Annotated in this window: 17 protein-coding genes and 1 pseudogene; 11 read left to right on the plus strand and 7 right to left on the minus strand. The window is 32.9% G+C overall.

Translation table 11 applies throughout. From position 1 onward, the window contains the following. Window positions 1–414: 414 nt before the first annotated feature. Both AB0A59_RS03090 and AB0A59_RS03095 read right to left on the minus strand, forming a co-directional pair. Window positions 415–1641, minus strand: coding sequence for an adenylate/guanylate cyclase domain-containing protein (locus AB0A59_RS03090; protein ID WP_458746378.1), 1227 nt, complete (start codon window positions 1639–1641; stop codon window positions 415–417). A 518-nt stretch (window positions 1642–2159) separates the two neighbouring features. Continuing rightward, entirely contained in the window at window positions 2160–3791 is a 1632-nt protein-coding gene (locus AB0A59_RS03095; protein WP_458746380.1) for a glucose/sorbosone family PQQ-dependent dehydrogenase, read from the minus strand. Between the two features lie 274 nt (window positions 3792–4065). On the opposite strand from AB0A59_RS03095, the gene AB0A59_RS03100 reads away from it, so the two are divergent. From AB0A59_RS03100 to AB0A59_RS03110, 3 genes are all read left to right on the plus strand, one after another. Then, window positions 4066–4422 carry an antibiotic biosynthesis monooxygenase family protein gene (locus tag AB0A59_RS03100; protein WP_458746382.1) on the plus strand — a complete coding sequence of 119 codons (357 nt, stop codon included), beginning with the start codon at window positions 4066–4068 and terminating at the stop codon, window positions 4420–4422. A 108-nt stretch (window positions 4423–4530) separates the two neighbouring features. Then, entirely contained in the window at window positions 4531–5541 is a 1011-nt protein-coding gene (locus AB0A59_RS03105; RefSeq protein WP_458746384.1) for a ring-cleaving dioxygenase, read from the plus strand. Window positions 5542–5601: 60 nt separating this feature from the next. Then, on the plus strand, window positions 5602–6264 hold the full coding sequence (locus AB0A59_RS03110) for an alpha/beta hydrolase (protein WP_458746386.1): 663 nt from the start codon (window positions 5602–5604) through the stop codon (window positions 6262–6264). Here the strand turns inward: AB0A59_RS03110 and AB0A59_RS03115 are convergent, their stop codons facing one another. After that, a complete protein-coding gene (locus AB0A59_RS03115; RefSeq protein WP_458746388.1) occupies window positions 6265–6444 on the minus strand; it encodes a DUF5996 family protein in 180 nt (59 codons plus the stop codon). A gap of 162 nt (window positions 6445–6606) precedes the next feature. Here AB0A59_RS03115 and wrbA point away from each other — a divergent pair, with 162 nt between their 5' ends. Then, window positions 6607–7245 (plus strand): NAD(P)H:quinone oxidoreductase, encoded by a 639-nt coding sequence (gene wrbA, locus AB0A59_RS03120; protein WP_458746390.1) that lies wholly within the window; start codon window positions 6607–6609, stop codon window positions 7243–7245. 209 nt (window positions 7246–7454) lie between these two features. Here the strand turns inward: wrbA and AB0A59_RS03125 are convergent, their stop codons facing one another. After that, a complete protein-coding gene (locus tag AB0A59_RS03125) occupies window positions 7455–8111 on the minus strand; it encodes a nitroreductase family protein (RefSeq protein ID WP_458746392.1) in 657 nt (218 codons plus the stop codon). 799 nt (window positions 8112–8910) lie between these two features. On the opposite strand from AB0A59_RS03125, the gene AB0A59_RS03130 reads away from it, so the two are divergent. Continuing rightward, the gene (locus AB0A59_RS03130; protein ID WP_458746394.1) at window positions 8911–9354 is read left to right on the plus strand and encodes a nuclear transport factor 2 family protein; all 444 of its coding nucleotides are present in this window, start codon (window positions 8911–8913) and stop codon (window positions 9352–9354) included. 173 nt (window positions 9355–9527) lie between these two features. On the opposite strand, the gene AB0A59_RS03135 is transcribed toward AB0A59_RS03130, so the two are convergent. Further along, complete coding sequence (locus AB0A59_RS03135; protein ID WP_458746396.1) at window positions 9528–10280, minus strand: hypothetical protein; 753 nt, start codon at window positions 10278–10280, stop codon at window positions 9528–9530. Window positions 10281–10526: 246 nt separating this feature from the next. Here AB0A59_RS03135 and AB0A59_RS03140 point away from each other — a divergent pair, with 246 nt between their 5' ends. Continuing rightward, window positions 10527–11180, plus strand: coding sequence for a hypothetical protein (locus AB0A59_RS03140; RefSeq protein ID WP_458746398.1), 654 nt, complete (start codon window positions 10527–10529; stop codon window positions 11178–11180). 71 nt (window positions 11181–11251) lie between these two features. Beyond that, on the plus strand, window positions 11252–11548 hold the full coding sequence (locus AB0A59_RS03145) for a hypothetical protein (RefSeq protein WP_458746400.1): 297 nt from the start codon (window positions 11252–11254) through the stop codon (window positions 11546–11548). 853 nt (window positions 11549–12401) lie between these two features. On the opposite strand, the gene AB0A59_RS03150 is transcribed toward AB0A59_RS03145, so the two are convergent. Next, window positions 12402–14003: a sensor histidine kinase gene (locus tag AB0A59_RS03150; RefSeq protein WP_458746402.1), complete on the minus strand. Its 1602-nt coding sequence runs from the start codon at window positions 14001–14003 to the stop codon at window positions 12402–12404. Window positions 14004–14106: 103 nt separating this feature from the next. Beyond that, window positions 14107–15279, minus strand: coding sequence for a response regulator (locus tag AB0A59_RS03155; protein ID WP_458746404.1), 1173 nt, complete (start codon window positions 15277–15279; stop codon window positions 14107–14109). 1179 nt (window positions 15280–16458) lie between these two features. Here AB0A59_RS03155 and AB0A59_RS03160 point away from each other — a divergent pair. From AB0A59_RS03160 to AB0A59_RS03175, 4 genes and pseudogenes are all read left to right on the plus strand, one after another. Continuing rightward, entirely contained in the window at window positions 16459–17391 is a 933-nt protein-coding gene (locus AB0A59_RS03160) for a hypothetical protein (protein WP_458746406.1), read from the plus strand. Between the two features lie 74 nt (window positions 17392–17465). Next, window positions 17466–17819, plus strand: coding sequence for a fluoride efflux transporter FluC (locus AB0A59_RS03165; protein ID WP_458746407.1), 354 nt, complete (start codon window positions 17466–17468; stop codon window positions 17817–17819). Between the two features lie 59 nt (window positions 17820–17878). After that, window positions 17879–18145 (plus strand): annotated as a pseudogene (locus AB0A59_RS03170) (DUF190 domain-containing protein); the annotation flags it as partial. Between the two features lie 215 nt (window positions 18146–18360). Next, complete coding sequence (locus AB0A59_RS03175; RefSeq protein ID WP_458746409.1) at window positions 18361–18744, plus strand: class I SAM-dependent methyltransferase; 384 nt, start codon at window positions 18361–18363, stop codon at window positions 18742–18744. Window positions 18745–18805: the final 61 nt, after the last annotated feature.

The following is an 18805-nucleotide window of genomic DNA, read 5'->3' on the forward strand; positions in this document are numbered from 1 at the left end:
GTGATTCTATCCTATTCTCTGCTATTAATACAGTTTAATAAACAAAGAGAAAGGTTAGACTTAATATAATTCCTATGAACAAATAGTGGAGATTATAAACAGATAACAAATTACTATCTACAATACCAAAGTCAACCAAATTCATTTCAATTGTCCACGGTATACTGAGAATATTCACTGTCGATTACTAAGAAATGAACTCCTTAAGAAGGATTTACAAGATGCATTTAAGAATGATCAACACTTGTAAACAAATATTGCTATGTTAAATCCTTTTACTATATTGCATTTTTAAATATAGATTTCAAACTATAGTGGATAAAGCAAAGGAATAATCAAAATGTTATGCTGAGATGAGGAAGTGAATTACTAAAACTTGTGATGAAGTTTTTGGTTGGACCCTTTGTCTTATTGTTAGACCGAATCTGCAAAAATAGATCGGTAAATCGTATAAGGAGTATTAGTATCAGGGTTAATATATTTCCAATTGTTCTCTGGAATTGATACCCTGACAAAATCCTTTTGTGCTTTTTCATCCAATAACTTGAATGCATTTTCTCCTAAGGATATACTATTTGGAGCAGTTAGAGAAGTGATTTTTGATACGATATTCATACAGTATCCCAATATATCAATAGGCGAATTTTTTTCATAACCGTATTGAATGATTGCATTTTCTCCTTCATCAATACCTATCTTGACCTGCAATTCAGGATAATTATATTTTTCACTTAGAACTGAATTAATTTCTCTTTTTATAACTTCTATGATTGATTTTGCACATTCAATTGCCATTGTACAGTTATTGTGTTTAGTATCGTTGTTTACATAAGGAAAAAAAGAAATTACTGCATCTCCAGAATATTTTAATACATAACCATGATAGCGTTCAATTACACTTGATAATTCATGGGTAAAAGCCCTTATTAAGAATACAAGATCTTTTATTGGCAAGGTCATACTCATTTTTGTTGAACCCACAAGATCTGCATACATGATAATAAGACCCATTTTTGAATTTCTATGCTTCATGAGAAAGGCCTGACTTCGTTTCATTGCATTGTTAATCATCTTTGGCCATAAATTATCAAGTATAACGGGAGCATGCACTTGGAACCAGTATACCATTGATTCTTCTTCCTGTTTTCCTTTATCCAATAATTTTATGACAGAGTCTTTATCTTCAAATTCTGTTGTTTCTGCTATTTGGATTAATGTTTCATATGCAACCAACTCATCATATTCTATTATGTAATCTTGTTTTATTTTTACAAATTCCGCTTCTTCGGCAAAAGAGGTAATTTCATCAGTAAAATTTTCACTTTTAGTACCTGATGGCTTTAGTGAGGCTTGAATACTGTTTTCTTTCTGGTTATTTATGCTAGATACAATTGATCTTTGTGTTATTTTTAGGCCAAAATTATCGTATCTTTTTTTAAACTCAATAATCATTTGCTCCAGTTTATTTTTTTGATTAACAGTGTGTTTTAAATGGGGTATCATTCTTTCCCTTACTTCCTCTATAAAAGTTTCATCTATTCGGATTGGCAACCTTTCTAATGCAGCATTTTCAAGAAGTAATATTTTATCAAGATATTTTACTAGATTTTTAATCTGATAATCATTAGTTTCTTGAACCATGCCTTACTTGTACTTACGTGAATGGTATTTAATAATAACAGTACATATCCTTATCTATGTAGCCCGATAAGAAAAATAATGCTGGGATTTGTATTTTAGCGAGTCGGGAAACCCATTATCCTATCAAACTTAAGATACAAATGACAGAGCCAAAAAAATTAGACAAAGTAAGAAATTTTTAAACTATCCTATTTTTCAAAAAACAAATCATTAACTTCTATACATCAAAAGTAGAATACTGAAATTTTTTACATTAATCTATTATGGTGTAATAGGATATTATCCTTGATTGCTTAATGTAAAAATTCAGATCAACTGATAATTGATTTTAAAAAATGATGTAAATATAAAAATTAGAAAAAAATGCCGTTAGTAAGCCTTATTGTCAAAACTAATTGTCACACCTGTTTCCATTTAAGATAATGATAACAGGGCTATGATAACATTAAATGGTATCTTTATATTAGAAAAAAAGTCAAAAGAAAAAAAATTAGATTAATGAGGGGATTAGGATATGTCTACTGTGAAGTCGAATTGTTGCCTCCGCTACTGCCTACTCCGATTTCTTCACCTGTTCCCACATACTCGAACGCTATAAGTGCGCCTGGACTCCATAGAGTCAGGGTTGGAGTAATTGGACCTTCTTTCATTGCTTGTACCGGACCTCTAGGATCAGTAATTACATAAATGGTGCTTCCATCCGGACTAAAGGCAATGTCTCGATAGCGATTCTCTGAGCGGAAAAGTTCTTCTGGTTCACCTGAGACTGATGTACCGTTATCGTCTAATGCTATTTTAAAGATCTTGCCTGCCTTCAATGTTGTCATCAGTAAAGTATTCTCCCATCCTGGAAGAACATCTGAAGTATAAAGACGCAAGCTTGACGGTGCGACGGTTGGATAGCATGTAGAGGTCAACTCTCCACATGACTTGGCTGCCTCTGTAAAGTTAAAACCTTTATCTACTGTGTAGAAAGTTTGAATAGGAGGTACAAAATTTGTTGAGTTGAATTCACTTTCATTTTTTACAGTCACACCAGCAGGTGCAGGTGCAACATCATTAAATGTCAACTCATTGCAGTTCTCTGCAGCAGACCAGTTATAGTACTGATATGCTTTGTCGTCGATAAAGCCTGATACATAGGGCCAGCCATAGTTTCCACCTGCTACAAGACGATTAATTTCGTCATCGGAATTATCACCATGCTCTGCAAGGTAGATATCGCCTGTTGGACCGACCGCTATACCTTGTGCATTACGGTGACCATATGTGTAGATGTGACTTTGAACTCCGTTTATGACAGGGTTGTCTTCAGGGATTGAGCCGTCTGGATTCATACGAAGTACTTTGCCTTCATATGTGCTCCAGTTCTTGGCTGTTACCTCTTCAGAAGTTGGAAGGTGTTGTGCCATGTTGTTTAAACATGCTAAAGCCAGTTGGTTTTTACCCTGATCTCCTATAGTATAATAAAGCATTCCATCAGGACCAAAAGTCATACGTCCAGAGTTATGATCACTGCTTCCTGAAAGTCCGCTAATTATATCTACTGGCTCGCTAATATTGTTAGCAACAGGATCATATGTGAATCGAGTAATTTTGGTGTTAAGCTCAGATACTCCTGTTCCTTCAGCTCCCTCGCTACCAGAGTCTTCCTCATAGGTATAGGCAACATAAATGTGATGTGTGTTGTTGAAGTCAGGATCAAATGCCATTCCCAATACACCATCCTGACCTGCGGATTGGTTAACGTTAGGGATAGGCATGCTGCTGAGCTTTGTACCATTATTTGGATCTATTCGTACGATATCCTTTCCTACTCGTTCTGTGATCCAGAGTGTGTCGTCGGGACCATAAAGAAGGTTCAAAGGAGCACTAAGGTTTCTTGCTAGTACATTTACTGAGAAACCCTGTTCTTTCAATAGTTGCTCACGTGCTTGCTGTTGTGCTGGTGTTAAGGTCTCATTTTCAGATACGGGAAACGGATCTTCTCCTTGTGCCATTACTGTTTGAACAATACTCATATTTGAAGAAGCAGTAGTAGAGAGGCCGTTAAACATAGCAGGAACTACTGATAAAAGTATTAGTCCAAGCAATGCTAACGTCTTAATATTTCGATTAAAATGAAATTTTGCATTTCTATGGTTTATCAATGCAAAAGCTACTAAGTAACAAACTATATAAAGAATCATTTAGTAGTTTCATGACCCATCGTATTTTTGAATAAATCTTACTGACTCTTTTACAAACTTATATGTTAAGGATAAATACATCTTCATCAATTCACTATTCATTACAATACCAAAATTAATACAAGAATCATAAACAACCGTGTTGTCTCTAACCAACATTTGTCAAGTTGGCACATACAATAACTGTAGTAAACATGAGCTAAAGTTATTTTGAACTTTAAACAACAAAATGACAATGCAATATGTAAAATACAATAAAGTTATGGTTAAGCAGGGGAAAAGAGATGATAGTACCAAGGCAATTTTGGATTTTTTAAAAGGAATCGAAACACAAGAGAGTAAAATGAAAGGGTTTATTGTAATGGATAGCTTAGAGGATCCTTCCGAATCTATAGTCCTTACTTTTTGGGAAAGTAGAGAGGATATGGACAAGTTTTATCAACCGGAGAATCACCTGTTATCTGATTTGGTTGAAAAACTCAAACCTTCTTTTGAAATACTGCCTGAAAGAAGAGATTATAAAGTTTTGACTTTAAAATCTGATTTTCATAAAATTGACAATACTTTTTGTATTGAAGAAACCAAGTATTAATAAAGTAATTAAAGAATTAAGAGAGAAAAGTTTTATTAAAAATAATTTTTATCTTATTTGAACTACAATTCTAGGAGATATTTATACTATCATGAAAAAAATACTACCGTGACAACTGATAAGAGTCACCATCAAGGTATCTTTGGAATACATCATGTTACTGCTGTAACAGGTAATGTACAGAAAAATATTGATTTTTATACAAATATTTTGGGACTTCGATTAGTAAAGTTAACAGTAAATCAGGATGATCCAACATCTTATCATCTATACTACGGTGATGAATTGGGCCGTCCTGGCACTCTTCTTACTTTTTTTCATTGGCCAGATATTCCTAAAGGGTATCGCGGAACTAGTGAGGTTGCTGCCACATCTTTTTCAATTACAGAAGATTCTATAGTTTATTGGACAAGTAGATTCAAAGATAAAGAGATAGAATTTAAAGGACCGTATAAACGATTTGACGATGAACAAGTATTGACATTTCATGACCCTGACGGATTGGAATTAGAGATAGTGGCTCATAAATCTGCAATAAATAAAGGTATGAACGAATGGAAGGAAGGTCCAGTACCTGTTGAACAAGCCATACGGGGTTTTCATTCTGTAACTCTATCCGAAGAAGGGTATGAACGTACAGCTTCTGTTTTGGTTAATGAATTGGGATTCACTCCTACTTCACAAGATGGTAGTAGATACAGATTTGAAATTCCCTCTAAAAATGGCAATAGTATTGATGGTAAGGGAGATGGTCTGATAGGAGCAAACATTGTCGATATAGTTTGTTTACCCTATACACAGCGTTCTATGACCGGAATTGGATCAGTCCATCATGTAGCTTGGCGTACACCTTCAGATCAACAACAACTTGCTTTACGAGATAAAATAGTAGAAATAGGATTAAATCCCACTCCTGTAATTGATAGAGTTTACTTTCGTTCAGTATATTTTCGAGAACCAGGAGGAGTACTCTTTGAAGTAGCCACCAATCCGCCAGGTCTTACAGTAGATGAAAACTCCAAGAGCCTTGGAACACATCTTACGCTTGCACCTTGGCTTGAACCTATACGAAATGAACTAGAGAAAGTCTTACCTAAAGTGCAATTGCCTAAAAAATGACAATTATCTATCTACTAAATTAGAAAATTAAAAATACCAAATTAAAAGAAGGATGAAGAAATGAGTCAACTTGGTTTCATACATCGCTATATAGTATCACCTAGAATTAAAAGTATTAAAAATGATAAAGATGATAGTGACAAACCCTCTTCTTTGACTTTATTGTTGCTTCATGGTACAGGTGGAAATGAGGATGATTTGATACAAGTTGGTCAAATGATATCACCGTCTGCTTCTTTATTGAGCCCAAGAGGGAAAGTTTTGGAAAATGGAATGCCTCGTTTTTTTAAAAGACTGGCTGAAGGGGTATTTGATTTAGAGGACTTGAAGTTTAGAACCAATGAATTGGCTGATTTTGTTAAGGGAGCATCTAATGTTTATGGATTTGATTTAGATAAAACAGTTGCAGTAGGTTTTTCTAACGGTGCAAATATAGCAGCAAGCCTTCTGCTTTCATATCCAGAAACGATAATTGGTGCGATTCTGTTTAGAGCAATGATCCCTTTTATACCTAATAACCTACCTGATCTTTCAAATAAGAAAGTGCTGTTATCTGCAGGAACGTTTGATCCTATAGTATCAGAAAGTCAGACTCAAAGCCTGTTTGATATTCTAGAAAAAAGTAGAGCAAATGCGACTTTGAAATGGCAGCAATCAGGTCATAATCTTACAGAATTGGATATCTTGGACGCTAAAGAATGGTTGTCTAAAAACTTTGAATGATTACTGACGCTCCAATTTACTTCTATCCCATTTTGCAGTTACTGCCGCTGCTTTGTAGGTGCTTTGAAGAAAATCCATCAATAGTGAATCAGGTGCGTCAGATTTTTGGACTGCCTCGTATGGTAAAATAAACTCATGCAACTTCGAATCATAAAACGCCTCTTTTGGTGAAATCGCCAAAGCCTTTTTTCTCTGGAAGAAAAGGTGGAAGTTGTATCAACAACCATGATGTTTTATCAAACGAAGGCTCTAAGAAGTAGATTAATATTGATTCGTATTTTCCATACCCATCGTCGTTTTAAGAGGGTAATATGTTTATAGAACATTGAACAAATTTAGGATGTGTCATCTAACAAAATTCCTCACATTTTAATTCTGTTTTACTCAAGATATGGAAATACATCCCAGATGGCTGAAGAAATAGCATATGGTGCGAAAGAACTTTCAGGTATAAGCATTACAATGAGAAGAATAGCAGACGATGTTCCAATGGAAGTCATATCTCAAAATCCTGAATGGTCAAAAATAGTTGAAGACCTAAATGATCGTTATCCGTCTTCAAATATAGAAGATATAATAAAAGAAATGCCTAATTACGACGCTATAATATTTGGTTCGCCAACAAGATTCGGGAATATGGCCGCACCAATGAAGGCATTATGGGACAGGACAAGCACCCTCTGGGTAAATGGTTCTTTAATTGGAAAAGTTGGGGCGGTATTTACTGGAGCGTCTTCGGTCCATGGTGGACAAGAGACCACGGCCATATCGATGATGTTTCCAATGTTCCATCATGGTATGATAGTTGTGGGCGTCCCCTATTCCACTCCTGAACTAGTATTTAGCGGCAGTCCATATGGACCAAGCAGAATTGTTGGGCCGTTATCAAACAAAGAGATTGATGAAGCAGACAGAAAAGTAGCAAGGGCGCTAGGAAAGAGAGTAGCAGAACTAACAAAGAGAATGGTTCTAAACCCCTAGTCTTTCATTTAGAGATAAATGACGTTATTGAATCTTAAAGGGATAGCAGTAACACTTTCAACTATATATCAAGTATGACATTTTTGGACAATTGAACATTTTCTATAAAAAAATAGACAAATCCCTATGTTTTTGTTATATATCTTAGACAGTAATAAATAAGATGATCTGTTTGGTATTGTTCTAATAAATGGTGATGATAATCCTACCTACCATGAGTTAAAGTGTATTATTTTTTCTATCGAATCTCTTGATGCAGGTTTAAAAGAGGTTCCCTTATAGTATGCTACAGGAAGTAAGGCCACTTGCATAACTTTTTCATATGGGATATTCAATAATTCTGCGGCTTCTTTTTCAAACAAAAGGTGAAAACTAGTCCAAGTTGTTCCCAACCCGTATAGCCTGGCCGCAAGCATAAAATTCCAAACTGCAGGAGCAATGGATCCCCATATAGCACTTTGTACTCTCACTGGAACATTTGACCCGTCGGTTCTGCCTTCAATACAGGGAATAACAAATACAGGAACAGTTTTTAAATTGTCTACCAAATATTTGGCAGATTCATATATTTTCCTTTGAGTTTCACTTTTCTTTGGGTCATCAGAACTTATAGTCTTGGCGACAGAAGTTGGTGAATCTATATAGGATTGCCATCCTTTTCTAAAGAGATCCGATATTGAATTCTTTATGGATTGATCAGTAATAATCAAAAAGTGCCAATTCTGTCTATTAGAGGCCGTCGGGGCCTGCTGGGCTATTTCTATGCATTTTTTAATTAATTCAATTTCCACAGGTTTTTCAAGATCAAGTCTCTTTCTTACAGCTCTTGTAGTGGTAAGTAGTTCTTCAGGAGTTAAAGAAGTCATACTTATGACCCTAAATCTTGATTTATAAGATTAATGAAAATTCCGACATATGTATAATTCATTCTAATGGAATCAAATTTTAATTCGTCTAATCTTGGAGATATTGGAAATGTAAAATCGTTATTCATATACTGACTTGAATCAAAGATAGACTTTTTGGATTACCTACAAAGGAAATGATATTACAAAACCAAGATCAAAACCTCAAATCATTGAATACAACTAAATATTGTTAAGATCGGATTTGACAATATAGCCTAACTTAAAATTTATGATTTCATCTTTATATAAAACAAACATATTGTATTCGTAGTCTCCGAGAGTCTGGTTTAATTAGATTTAGCATACTCTTCAGAAATTATGAATTGGTCGATAATTATCCTTTCATAATACCGAGGATTCGAGGATTCGTTAATAGGAGGTCTTGCGATTATAGAGGCTCGGAGTCATCGGAGGCAGTTTAGTTTATTTTATATAAACAAAAAAATTACAATCCGATTTATGATCACTTTAATTATCTTCTTGTAAAATATTTTGACCTTATATCTTCAGGATTAGAGATTTCAACTAATTAGTCTAATTGCCATTTAACCGAAGCCTTATACCATAAGGGACTAAACAGGACAATATCGACAAGATTCCCTGTATTTTGAACACGACTTATGACCTTTTGTTCTGAGTAATTCATCTTAATCGATATGAAATACTGGGAAGCATTTGAAAAATTACATTATATTAACAGGGCCGCACCCAATTATGCAACCTGTAAATAATATGCTTTAGGAGAACCATCTGTTAAATGCAAAAAGATAATGGAATTGCAAGTGAAGATGTAAATCAAGCTAACTTGAGGTTTTACTGTGCTTTTGAAAATCTATCTATCGAATCAATGGACAAGATATGGAAACATGATGAAAATGTTGTTTGCATACATCCAGGGTGGGATTTATTTACCGGTTGGTTGGCAATAAGGGAAAGCTGGACAACAATATTTAGCAACACAGAGACAATAAGGTTTACAATCACAAACACAAAAATTAAGATCTTTGATAATAAAATTGCAGTAGTTGTATGTATAGAAAACATAGAAACAAAAGATCCATATAGCGGTCGAGCGATTAGGACGGGTGTGATTGCTACCAATGCATTTGAAAGAATGGAACCAAATTGCGAATGGTTACTTATTCATCACCATGGTTCTCCTATAACAAACTACATTCCACCAAATACATTTTCTTACTGACGATTTTTAATTTACAATTACTCACAGATCAGTGACTCTTTCCACCGGAGCCGACCGAGACATATAGTTTCCCTTTGCATGGCTAGCCGCACAAGTTTTTTGAGGCTCATTTATTCATAAACAATTCTATTTTAACGAAATATGGAATTGACATTAGTTAAAATGCAGAAACATTAGTTTGAAGTTGCAAATTCAGCTCTTAGCCACAATCTATCAAATATAGTTGCATAGGATGATACTGTGGATTCGCTATTTGTATAAGTGGCAAGACCAAAGAACTCAAAGTTATCATCTTCAGATTCAGTCTTGTTTTTAGGAAACTTGTTAGATTTGATGATAACTGCAGTTTCCCTATCTACTATGAACACATTTAGTCTATCGTAAATATCACTAGTAATAAATTGTGTTTCGAAAAGTTTGGGATACTTCCTTTCCAATTGATCAAAAGTATCTTCAATTTCTATAGAATGGGTACTATCTATTAACTTATCACCATGAATAATTATTTGTATACGAATTTGTTCGTTCAACTGTTCACCTAGTAATTTAGTTAGTTCAATTTCATTTTCAAATCGTTCTAGTATTTTTCTGTCTTGAAATATCATTAGAATTTCTTCTGCTGCTGACGAAATTATCTTGGGAATTAGGTCTAGAGTCTCTATTGGATCTTGTATTGTTTCTATGAATTCTCTTTTTAATCCTTCTTCGATTTTCTTTAATCTTTTCTTGGCTGGAATTGCCTTGTGCCATAACATGTCAAAGAAATATTGTTGTTGTTCTGCCAGGGCTCTTAGAGTGCTACAAATTAAAAGAGGAGGTGGTGCGGATTCAGTAGATTTTGCGCTTGCTCTATAGTATATTCCGTCTCCTATTCCAAAATTCCCCTTGATTTCATCTAGATGACGTAGTTCACATAATTTAATCAATTCTTTACAATATCGTGTGTTTTCAAGAGTGATTTCAGTAATTATTCTGACCTTGATACCTCTGGATTGAAGTTGTCGAAATGCAATAGCGACTGGAGGAATTGCAGTATATGAATAAGGAACATTCTTGTCGGCGCAAATATCTGCATATTCTTTTAATTCTGACCATAGTTCATTATTTATTTTTATAATGTTTTCTGCACCGTAGATAACCTCGGTCTTTTCTTCAGGAAGATTATCTGAGTCATGAAATGGGTATTAGATACAAAATCTGCATTTAAGGATTTAGATATTCTTATAATTGGTCAACAGGTTCAATTATTGTCAATGTTTTCGTTGGAGAAAGCGGCTGAAAAGACAAGAGTACTGCATAATCCTGCAAAAATGATTGATGTATCTCTACAAATTTATTCACGAATAACAGAATATATGGATACCATTTGCGATGATAGAGGTGTAGAAGTAACCATAAAAGCGACACCCATCTGGAATGGAATGAATGACTTGAAAAACAAAGGAGTCCGTCTAAGATGGATAACAAACATTACTCCAGACAATCTGAAATGGTGTAAAGAATTCATGAAATTGGTTGAGGTTCGTCATATAGACGGAATAAAAGGAGCATTTGGAATCCTCGATAATATGTATTATATTGCATCTGCCAATGTTTTAAGACAAGGTAGAATATTTCCCAGCGAATTGATAGTAAGTAATGTTAAGGTAATAGTTCAACAACAGCAGCAAATATTCAATTTATTATGGGATAAAGCTATACCTGGTAAACAGAGAATAAAGGAAATTGAATTGGGCACTAAGCGCGAGTTTATAGATACAATACGAGACCCCGACGATATTATCAAGTCATATTTAACATTCTTAATTCTGCAACTTACAATATAGAGGTATTATTTTCTAGTTACGCTACTTTCCACGGATTATCAAGTGCAGGCATCTTAGACCATTTAATAAAAATGAAATCTGAACGAAATATAGAAGTAAGAGCCTTACTTAGTGTTAAAAATAAGAACGAAATAAAAAAATCAAGAGATTTGTCATTTGAAACCAAATTCAAAAAACTATCAAAGGAGTATCCAGTCAATCTGCGATATTTATCAAAAGAATTGTTTGGATCAAATATCACAACGTTTGTGGCTGATTCAGCATTCTCCTTAGCAATAGAAATGAATGACTCTAATCAACCTAAAGATTTAGACGATTCGTTCGGAATTGCAGCTTATTCTAATAGCCAATCTACTGTTAATACTTAAGAGATAATATTTGAGAACCTTTGGAATAAGTCTGAATTTGAAGCATTGAAAAAAATAAATTAATTTAGTATTCGATTTCTATAATTTACTTCACTTAACTAAATCCACATTACTTTATTCCGCCGAACCCTTATACCATACGGAACTTAATCTCACCGAGCCCGCTATCTTGTTATTGATCTAAGATCTAAAATGATCATAGATTAAATAATATGTTATAGTAACATCATTGCTTTTATCGGATAGAACTATAATTTCGCAAGAAAATATAGTCTTATTCAATAAAGGCATTTTGTCATTAATTATCATATATTGGTTTAAAGATTCAAGATCGAATTCCTCACAGATCTGTGAGTCTTTTGACCCAACCTACTTCTTCACCTCATTCAGTTCTTCTTAATACCTAAATAAGACAAATTATTGATATTCTGACCGACTTTTGAATCTGAATATCATACCGATATCAATATTAATCCCACTCTGTCCGTTAGAATAAAAAGAAAAGACCAAAACTACTAAAAACACAGTGGAGCGAATAACGAATTGCTTTGATTGACCATAAGTTAGTGACTTTTACCATATAATGTGAGGATGCTATAATTTTATATGTATGAAATCGTTTAAAGAATACTGTTTCCGTAAAGATGAACTTCAGTATTTAAGAATTACAATCCCAAAGGTATTCTACTGAATTAGAAGCCTAGATCTGGTCTGATTTAGTCAACATAGGTATTTGAAATCGACAACCCTATGAATGGTAAAAAGATATATCCCTCCATTCATGCCATGATCTGGCTGAAGCTTTTAAATAGTTAAAAAAGAGGGAGAATAAAAGCGTTGTTTGTAATACATTTTAATTTACCAGTGGCAGGCTAAAACTAAATGTAGCACCAATGCCATTCTTGTTGTTTTCTGCCCATATCTTTCCTCCATGAGCTTCTACTATACTTTTTGATATATAAAGCCCCAAACCAGTTCCACTAAATGAGTTTGAAACAAATTTTTTAAATAGATGAGGCATTATCTCTAGATCAATTCCTATTCCTGTATCTATAACAGTAACAAAGACTTTTTCAGTGTTTTGTCTTCCTATTTCCACACATATCGATCCTTTTGTTGTAAACTTTATTGAATTACGTATAAGGTTGGATAACACTTGAGTTATCCTATTTTTGTCACCTTTTACAATCAGTTGTGCGGGGGGTCGAATATTTAATTTATTACGATTATTTATTTCGTTATTAAAGTCATATTTACATACATATGCTATATTTTCTTGCTTTTTTTCTATCTCCATCACACAATCATTTATCGTATTTGAGATGACTTCAAGAAGATCAAATTCTCCTATGTCAAGTTTTAATTCATTACTTTCAATTCTAGTTACATCTAAAATATCGTTGGTCAGTTTTTGTAATCTTTTTGCATTTCTATATATGATCGACACATCGGTTTCTATTTCTTTCATATCGACCTGTTTTTTATTTTGAAAATCTTCTATAAGCATTCCCGAAAGTCCTATAATTGGTTGAATCGGCGTTCTTAATTCATGAGCAGAAACGTTTATGAATTCATCTTTCATCTTTTCTGCTTCTTTGACTTTTAGATATTGATCCCGGATAAGTACGCTGCTTTTTTTTAAATTCTTGGTATATTGTATGCTCGATAAAACAAGTGCAATAATGTTCACAAAATATCCTGCATCTTTAATTACATGAGCTAGGTTATGCGATGTATCAAATGAAGCAGCGGAAAACGACATTATGATCTGAGCAAAAATGTCAATTACGAGATAAGTAATGATCCCTTTATAGAGAACATCATTTCTTAAGTAAAGTCGTTTCTTATAGAAAAGGAACAAAGTCAGAACAAATAAAATTAGAGGCGGAATTTCATATGGCCTATGAACAGAATAATCATCTAAAACAGAAGCAGGAAAGACCAAAAATAACGAGCTCAAAGCAATACTAGATGCCAACACACCTAAAACTACTATAGAGATAAGGGAATTATCTTTTATTTTATTGTTGATTTTTTTAGGGGTTTCAAGTGAGCGATTGTTTCGATCAATATTATAGAGTCTTTCAAGATAGACAAGATCCATCTCTTCCATTTGATCTTTAGATATGGAGGAATATTTTACTACTGCAATCAAAAGCATAGCACTGAGGAAAAACCTTCCTGCAAACCAAGTCTGAGGAATAAAATACTTTAAGAAATCCATATTTTCTATTAATGTTAATGATACTATTACGTGTAACATATCAATTAATCCACTTATTAGAAATCCGATACCAACAAATAGGCTAAAGCTGTCCTTTAAAACTCTGGCACGAAGGACATAATAGAACGCTAATGCTGAAACTAAAATAACTGCAAATAATTCAATATAAAAATGATGGATTTCTGATGCCACCCACAGAGAAGGATCAAAAGAAATGATAGTTAATATCATCAGAGGGAATATGGGCAAAAGCGTAAATTTGACTAAGACGCTAAAGAATACAGAGTTATTATTGTTGAATAAATTTTTATTACTCGTTATAAACAGAACTTCATTATATTAATCCATCACGAATTGTCGATTTTATTTTTAATATGAAATCTTCCGGCTCTATGGGTTTTCTTACAATCTGTTGTATACTTATTCCAGGAATTGACCCTACTAGTTCAGCTACGACATCCAATGCGGATATGAATAGAATTTTGACATGAGGATTAATTGCTCTAAATTTATGATAAAGCTGTATACCATTTATTCCAGGCATACGGATATCCATTAAGATCAAGTCATAGCAGTAGGGATTTCTTTCTGTAAAATGTTGAAAAGCCTCAATTGAATCTGAAAAAGCCTTGACTTTATAACACTGCCTATTCAAAAGGTTCTGAAAGGTGTAAAGAATATCCTCCTCATCGTCTATTAGTAAGATATTGATAGAGGAATTATCTTCAGATTTTGCCAATTTGTTTTTATTTGCAGTATTTTGGGCTTCTCGGTAGTCATTCATGGACTTCTCTCTTTGAATTTCATCAAGTATGCTTACAGAATACAAATAATCAGAATTTTTACCGGCCTTGACGGTATTAAGGCCATTATTTTGGAGATTTACTTTATTTATGGCGTAATTATTGATGAATCTGGATTTCCTAGCTTTATCATAAAGTTTTTCTCCAATCCACAATTCCTTTGAAGTTACGACATTATTCATTTTTGCACATTCATTAACTATTGATCCAAACAAGTCCACTTCATTAGAATTATCAGACATTGCCACTTCCACCTCTCCGTAATTCATACAGATTCTGTAATTAATAGAATGTAAATCATTCTCGTATAATTGGCTGTCAATCACACTACTGGATGAAAGCATTCTCATTCCACATTCAAATACATCATGAAAAGCCAGCTCATTGGTTTCAATGCAAGTGTCTGGAAAATAGAAAAACAGGCTATCCCCAATAGTTTTAACAACCTTTCCATTACAATTATTGATTACAGAAGACATTGTATTAAGAAACAGTGAATAATATTTTCTCAATTTGTATGGATTAGCTATTGTCGAGGTTTCGCGGGTTGAATTAACAATATCAATAATACCTATGCAATATTGCTGTGTGTAGTTAATGAATTTTATTTGTTTATCATCATTTGTAAGATTGTAAGGTCTCGGTTTAATATAATTATGGGCTCCTCTATCATAATCCATACGATTAGAACTTAAGATTTCCAATTATCTACATTTCCTGCTAGGTATTACACGGCACTGCTATTTATTGTTATTCATTGTTATTTATTCACAATAGCAGATCTATGATTGCTACAAATTCCCTGAGTCTTATCCAAAAAAAATAATCTGAAAAAAATGATCTTGCACTATTTTCTCTTTTTAGGATAAATAAAATTGGCAGAATTGACTTCAAAGGCTCTTTTTTTCAAATGTTGATTAATTTACTGAATTACTAAATCCATAGAATATAATATAGAAGAAGATGAGTATCTTGTTACGTCTTTTAAAACTGGACGAAAGTATGAGGTTTTTAGATTAAATATGATATGGGTTTGCAATTGCAAATCATTTCTGTTTAATGAAGAAAGAGACTCAAAAGGATGTAAACATACTCAAAGAATCAAAATAGTTGATAGTATTAGGAGAATTAGGAATACGAACATTAACTATGAAAAGTAACCAGATCCACTTTGATATTATTATAATAATGATTAATCGTTACCCAATTACGTAAATGGAGCGTGTTAACTATATGATATTTACAGTCAGAACCTAAACATACCAGTTTGGTATCGCCCAAACATTCTATACTTTAAATTACGAGAATGTTAAAGTGAAATTTATCCTATTCGTCATTTTATGCCGGATTCTAATATCGTCAGTTTAACAAAAAATAGAATATCAAAATGCTTTTTAATATGTTCAATGATTATCAGATTACCGTAGTCAAAAACCGTCATACAATAAGGTCTTATACATTCTCTTCCTGTGTAAGACCTTACTAGTATTGGATGTCTGAAAAATTTACCTACAAGGAGAGAGCCTGTTTGGCTAATAAATTGATCTATGAATACTATCTTCTAACATATCAAGAATAATACTAAGAATTATCCCATCAAAGGATTGTAACTTTGATTAATTAAAATGTCCGTTCATAGGTTTACTATAGTGATTCACTCTTACTACCCTTTTGTATCATATGTTAAGTTTGTATCATATTCAAAAATCATCGTCAACTAGTATGAATTTTCTTACTCATCCCACCGAATCATCTACCTATGTATAGCAGTGACCTTACTCAATAACTGACCCCTAAAAGTATGATTTAGATCTATATTAGACTATTACAAGGCTTTTTAAGATTTCAGTAGATAGTAATCCATAGAAATAAGATTGGAAAGAGTGGCTGCTATACTATCGGATTTTGATGGAACTCTATATCCAACATCTGGTATAAAATATAATTACAATAGTTCCGATTATATTCCACGCGCAATTGAAGACACACTCTGTGAGATTTCTTTAACTGTCCCAATAGGAATTATAACCAGTAAAGACTTTGATTTCATTTATCCAAAAACTAGAAAATTTGCAAAAATATTGTCTTGTATTTTAGGTTTAGAAATGTTTCTTTTAGATGATAGACAACAAATTAATCTTAATAAAAATATTCTAAATGAAAATAGAAAAGTATCTACCGAGGATATCGCTATTAAAGATAGGATTTCACTTTTTGACCCTGAAATGCTATCAATTAACTCTCATATGCTAAATGAAATTGCAGCCAATCTTGAAAAAAACTATCACATAATGAATGTTGAAAAAAAGTTTCTAAAGAGTGAAGAAAATATCCTAGGCGGAATTACATTGGATTGGAGACATAATTCTAATTGGATGGTCAATAAAGAGAAATATAAAGAGATTGTCAAAGAATCCGTATATAATATATTAGATAGACCACATCAAAAAGAAGGCAGGATATCCAAAGAAAAATCAAGTTTTTATACTCCACATCTTTTTATCCAAGAATATTCTACTCATCCTTTCATTGATATTTATGTTACCAAATTAACTAAGGGCGGTGCATTTGATTCTGTTGTTTCCAAGATCTATGAAATAATGGATATCAAAGGCAAAATAATATACTTGGGTGATTCAGAAAATGATAACCCTGCTTTCAGAAAGGCTGATATTTCAATTGGAGTAAATTCAGATAATAGACTCAACCCTACTTTGGATTGCACCTATTCTATAAAGTTTGAGAATTTGTCTATTTTTTTAAGAAGACTGGTTGATAATGACTTTTATTTCTCAGAATCATTGTTAAATTTTTGAAATCCAGATGTAAGAAAACATAAAGTATAATATGAAATTCATTATCAGTCGTGAAGGGAATAGAGTTTATTTTATTGGCAGTCGGGGCAATTTTAGGCGCTTATATAAGATACAAAATTACTTCCTTTCCTTTGATATTAGGTATAATTGGTTCAAACGTATTGATTGTAAATATCGTAGGTAATCTTATCCTGGGTATTTTCTCTGTTTTATTGGTTAACTGGAACCTCAATCAAAGATATTCTTTTCTAATTGCTATTGGATTCTGCGGTTCCTTAACCACAATGTCTTCATTTGCTCTAGAAAATATAGTAATGATAGAAAATAAACAAATTCTAAGTATGATGATTAATACAATAGCCAATGTGGGCTTATCCTTTTTAGCTCTATATGGAGGAAGAATCTTAATAATTCAATTATTACAATAATAATTTTAGAATAATGACCCTAAAACAAATGATTTGTTTAAACATCCGTAAAGAAAAATGACAATGTAAATGGAAAAAGATTAGAAAAAACTATTATTGAATTTTTGATGAAGGCAAACGTTTTAGGAGCTATAGTTTGGCTAGGTGTTGACGGATTTGGAAGAAGAGGCAAGTCAACGGTTCATTTGGAGGGTTTAATGATAAATCAACCTATGATGATAGAAACAATAGATGAGGAAGAAAAGATACAACCATTGTTATTACCATTAAAACAAATGATAGGCGATAACGGCTTTATTACTATTCATAGAGTGCAAGTTGTCTAATTGGTTTTTGTCGTCTTACACTGTAATTCAGAAACTTTTGGTTTACTTTAACAATTGAATTAAATACAAAATCTGTGCATCAACATAAACCCGATTTCCTTTCCAGATTCATTATTAGATTTGTTAATACTGCCAGTATTTCTAAAACATAAGATAGTGAATAGAGACAAAAGAATCATAGAGTAGATGTCTTAAATATTGAATTAAGACAAAGAATGAGTAAAGTATGGGATAAAATATACGAATCCGATAGCACATTTTTTGGTGATGAACCTAGCCATTTTGCAACCCTTTGTTTAAGAGAAATGAAAACAAATAATGTGAAAAATTTATTAGAATTAGGTGCAGGTCATGGTAGAGATTCAATATTTTTCGCCTCAAATGGTATTCAGGTCGCTGCATTAGATTATTCAAACGCTGGAATTGAAATAATACTTCGTAAGGCAAAGAAAGAAAAAAAAGAATTACAAGTTAATTCAAAAACGTTTGATATAAGGAATACACTCCCATTTCCAAATAATTATTTTGATGCAGTATACTCACACATGTTCCTTAATATGAAGTTCTCACAGGATGAACTCAGTTTTATTATTTCGTAAATAAAAAGAGTATTAAAAGATGGGGGGTTTAACTTTTTTTCAGTCAGAAATAACCATGACA

The organism is Candidatus Nitrosocosmicus sp. T (assembly GCF_054408485.1).

Coding starts and splice junctions, on each gene's coding strand:
- AB0A59_RS03090 (WP_458746378.1), bottom strand. CDS start 1,641: ATGGTTCAAGAAACTAATGATTATCAGATTAAAAATCTAGTAAAATAT.
- AB0A59_RS03100 (WP_458746382.1), top strand. CDS start 4,066: ATGCAATATGTAAAATACAATAAAGTTATGGTTAAGCAGGGGAAAAGA.
- AB0A59_RS03110 (WP_458746386.1), top strand. CDS start 5,602: ATGAGTCAACTTGGTTTCATACATCGCTATATAGTATCACCTAGAATT.
- AB0A59_RS03125 (WP_458746392.1), bottom strand. CDS start 8,111: ATGACTTCTTTAACTCCTGAAGAACTACTTACCACTACAAGAGCTGTA.
- AB0A59_RS03130 (WP_458746394.1), top strand. CDS start 8,911: ATGCAAAAAGATAATGGAATTGCAAGTGAAGATGTAAATCAAGCTAAC.
- AB0A59_RS03140 (WP_458746398.1), top strand. CDS start 10,527: ATGAAATGGGTATTAGATACAAAATCTGCATTTAAGGATTTAGATATT.
- AB0A59_RS03145 (WP_458746400.1), top strand. CDS start 11,252: ATGAAATCTGAACGAAATATAGAAGTAAGAGCCTTACTTAGTGTTAAA.
- AB0A59_RS03150 (WP_458746402.1), bottom strand. CDS start 14,003: ATGATATTAACTATCATTTCTTTTGATCCTTCTCTGTGGGTGGCATCA.
- AB0A59_RS03175 (WP_458746409.1), top strand. CDS start 18,361: ATGAGTAAAGTATGGGATAAAATATACGAATCCGATAGCACATTTTTT.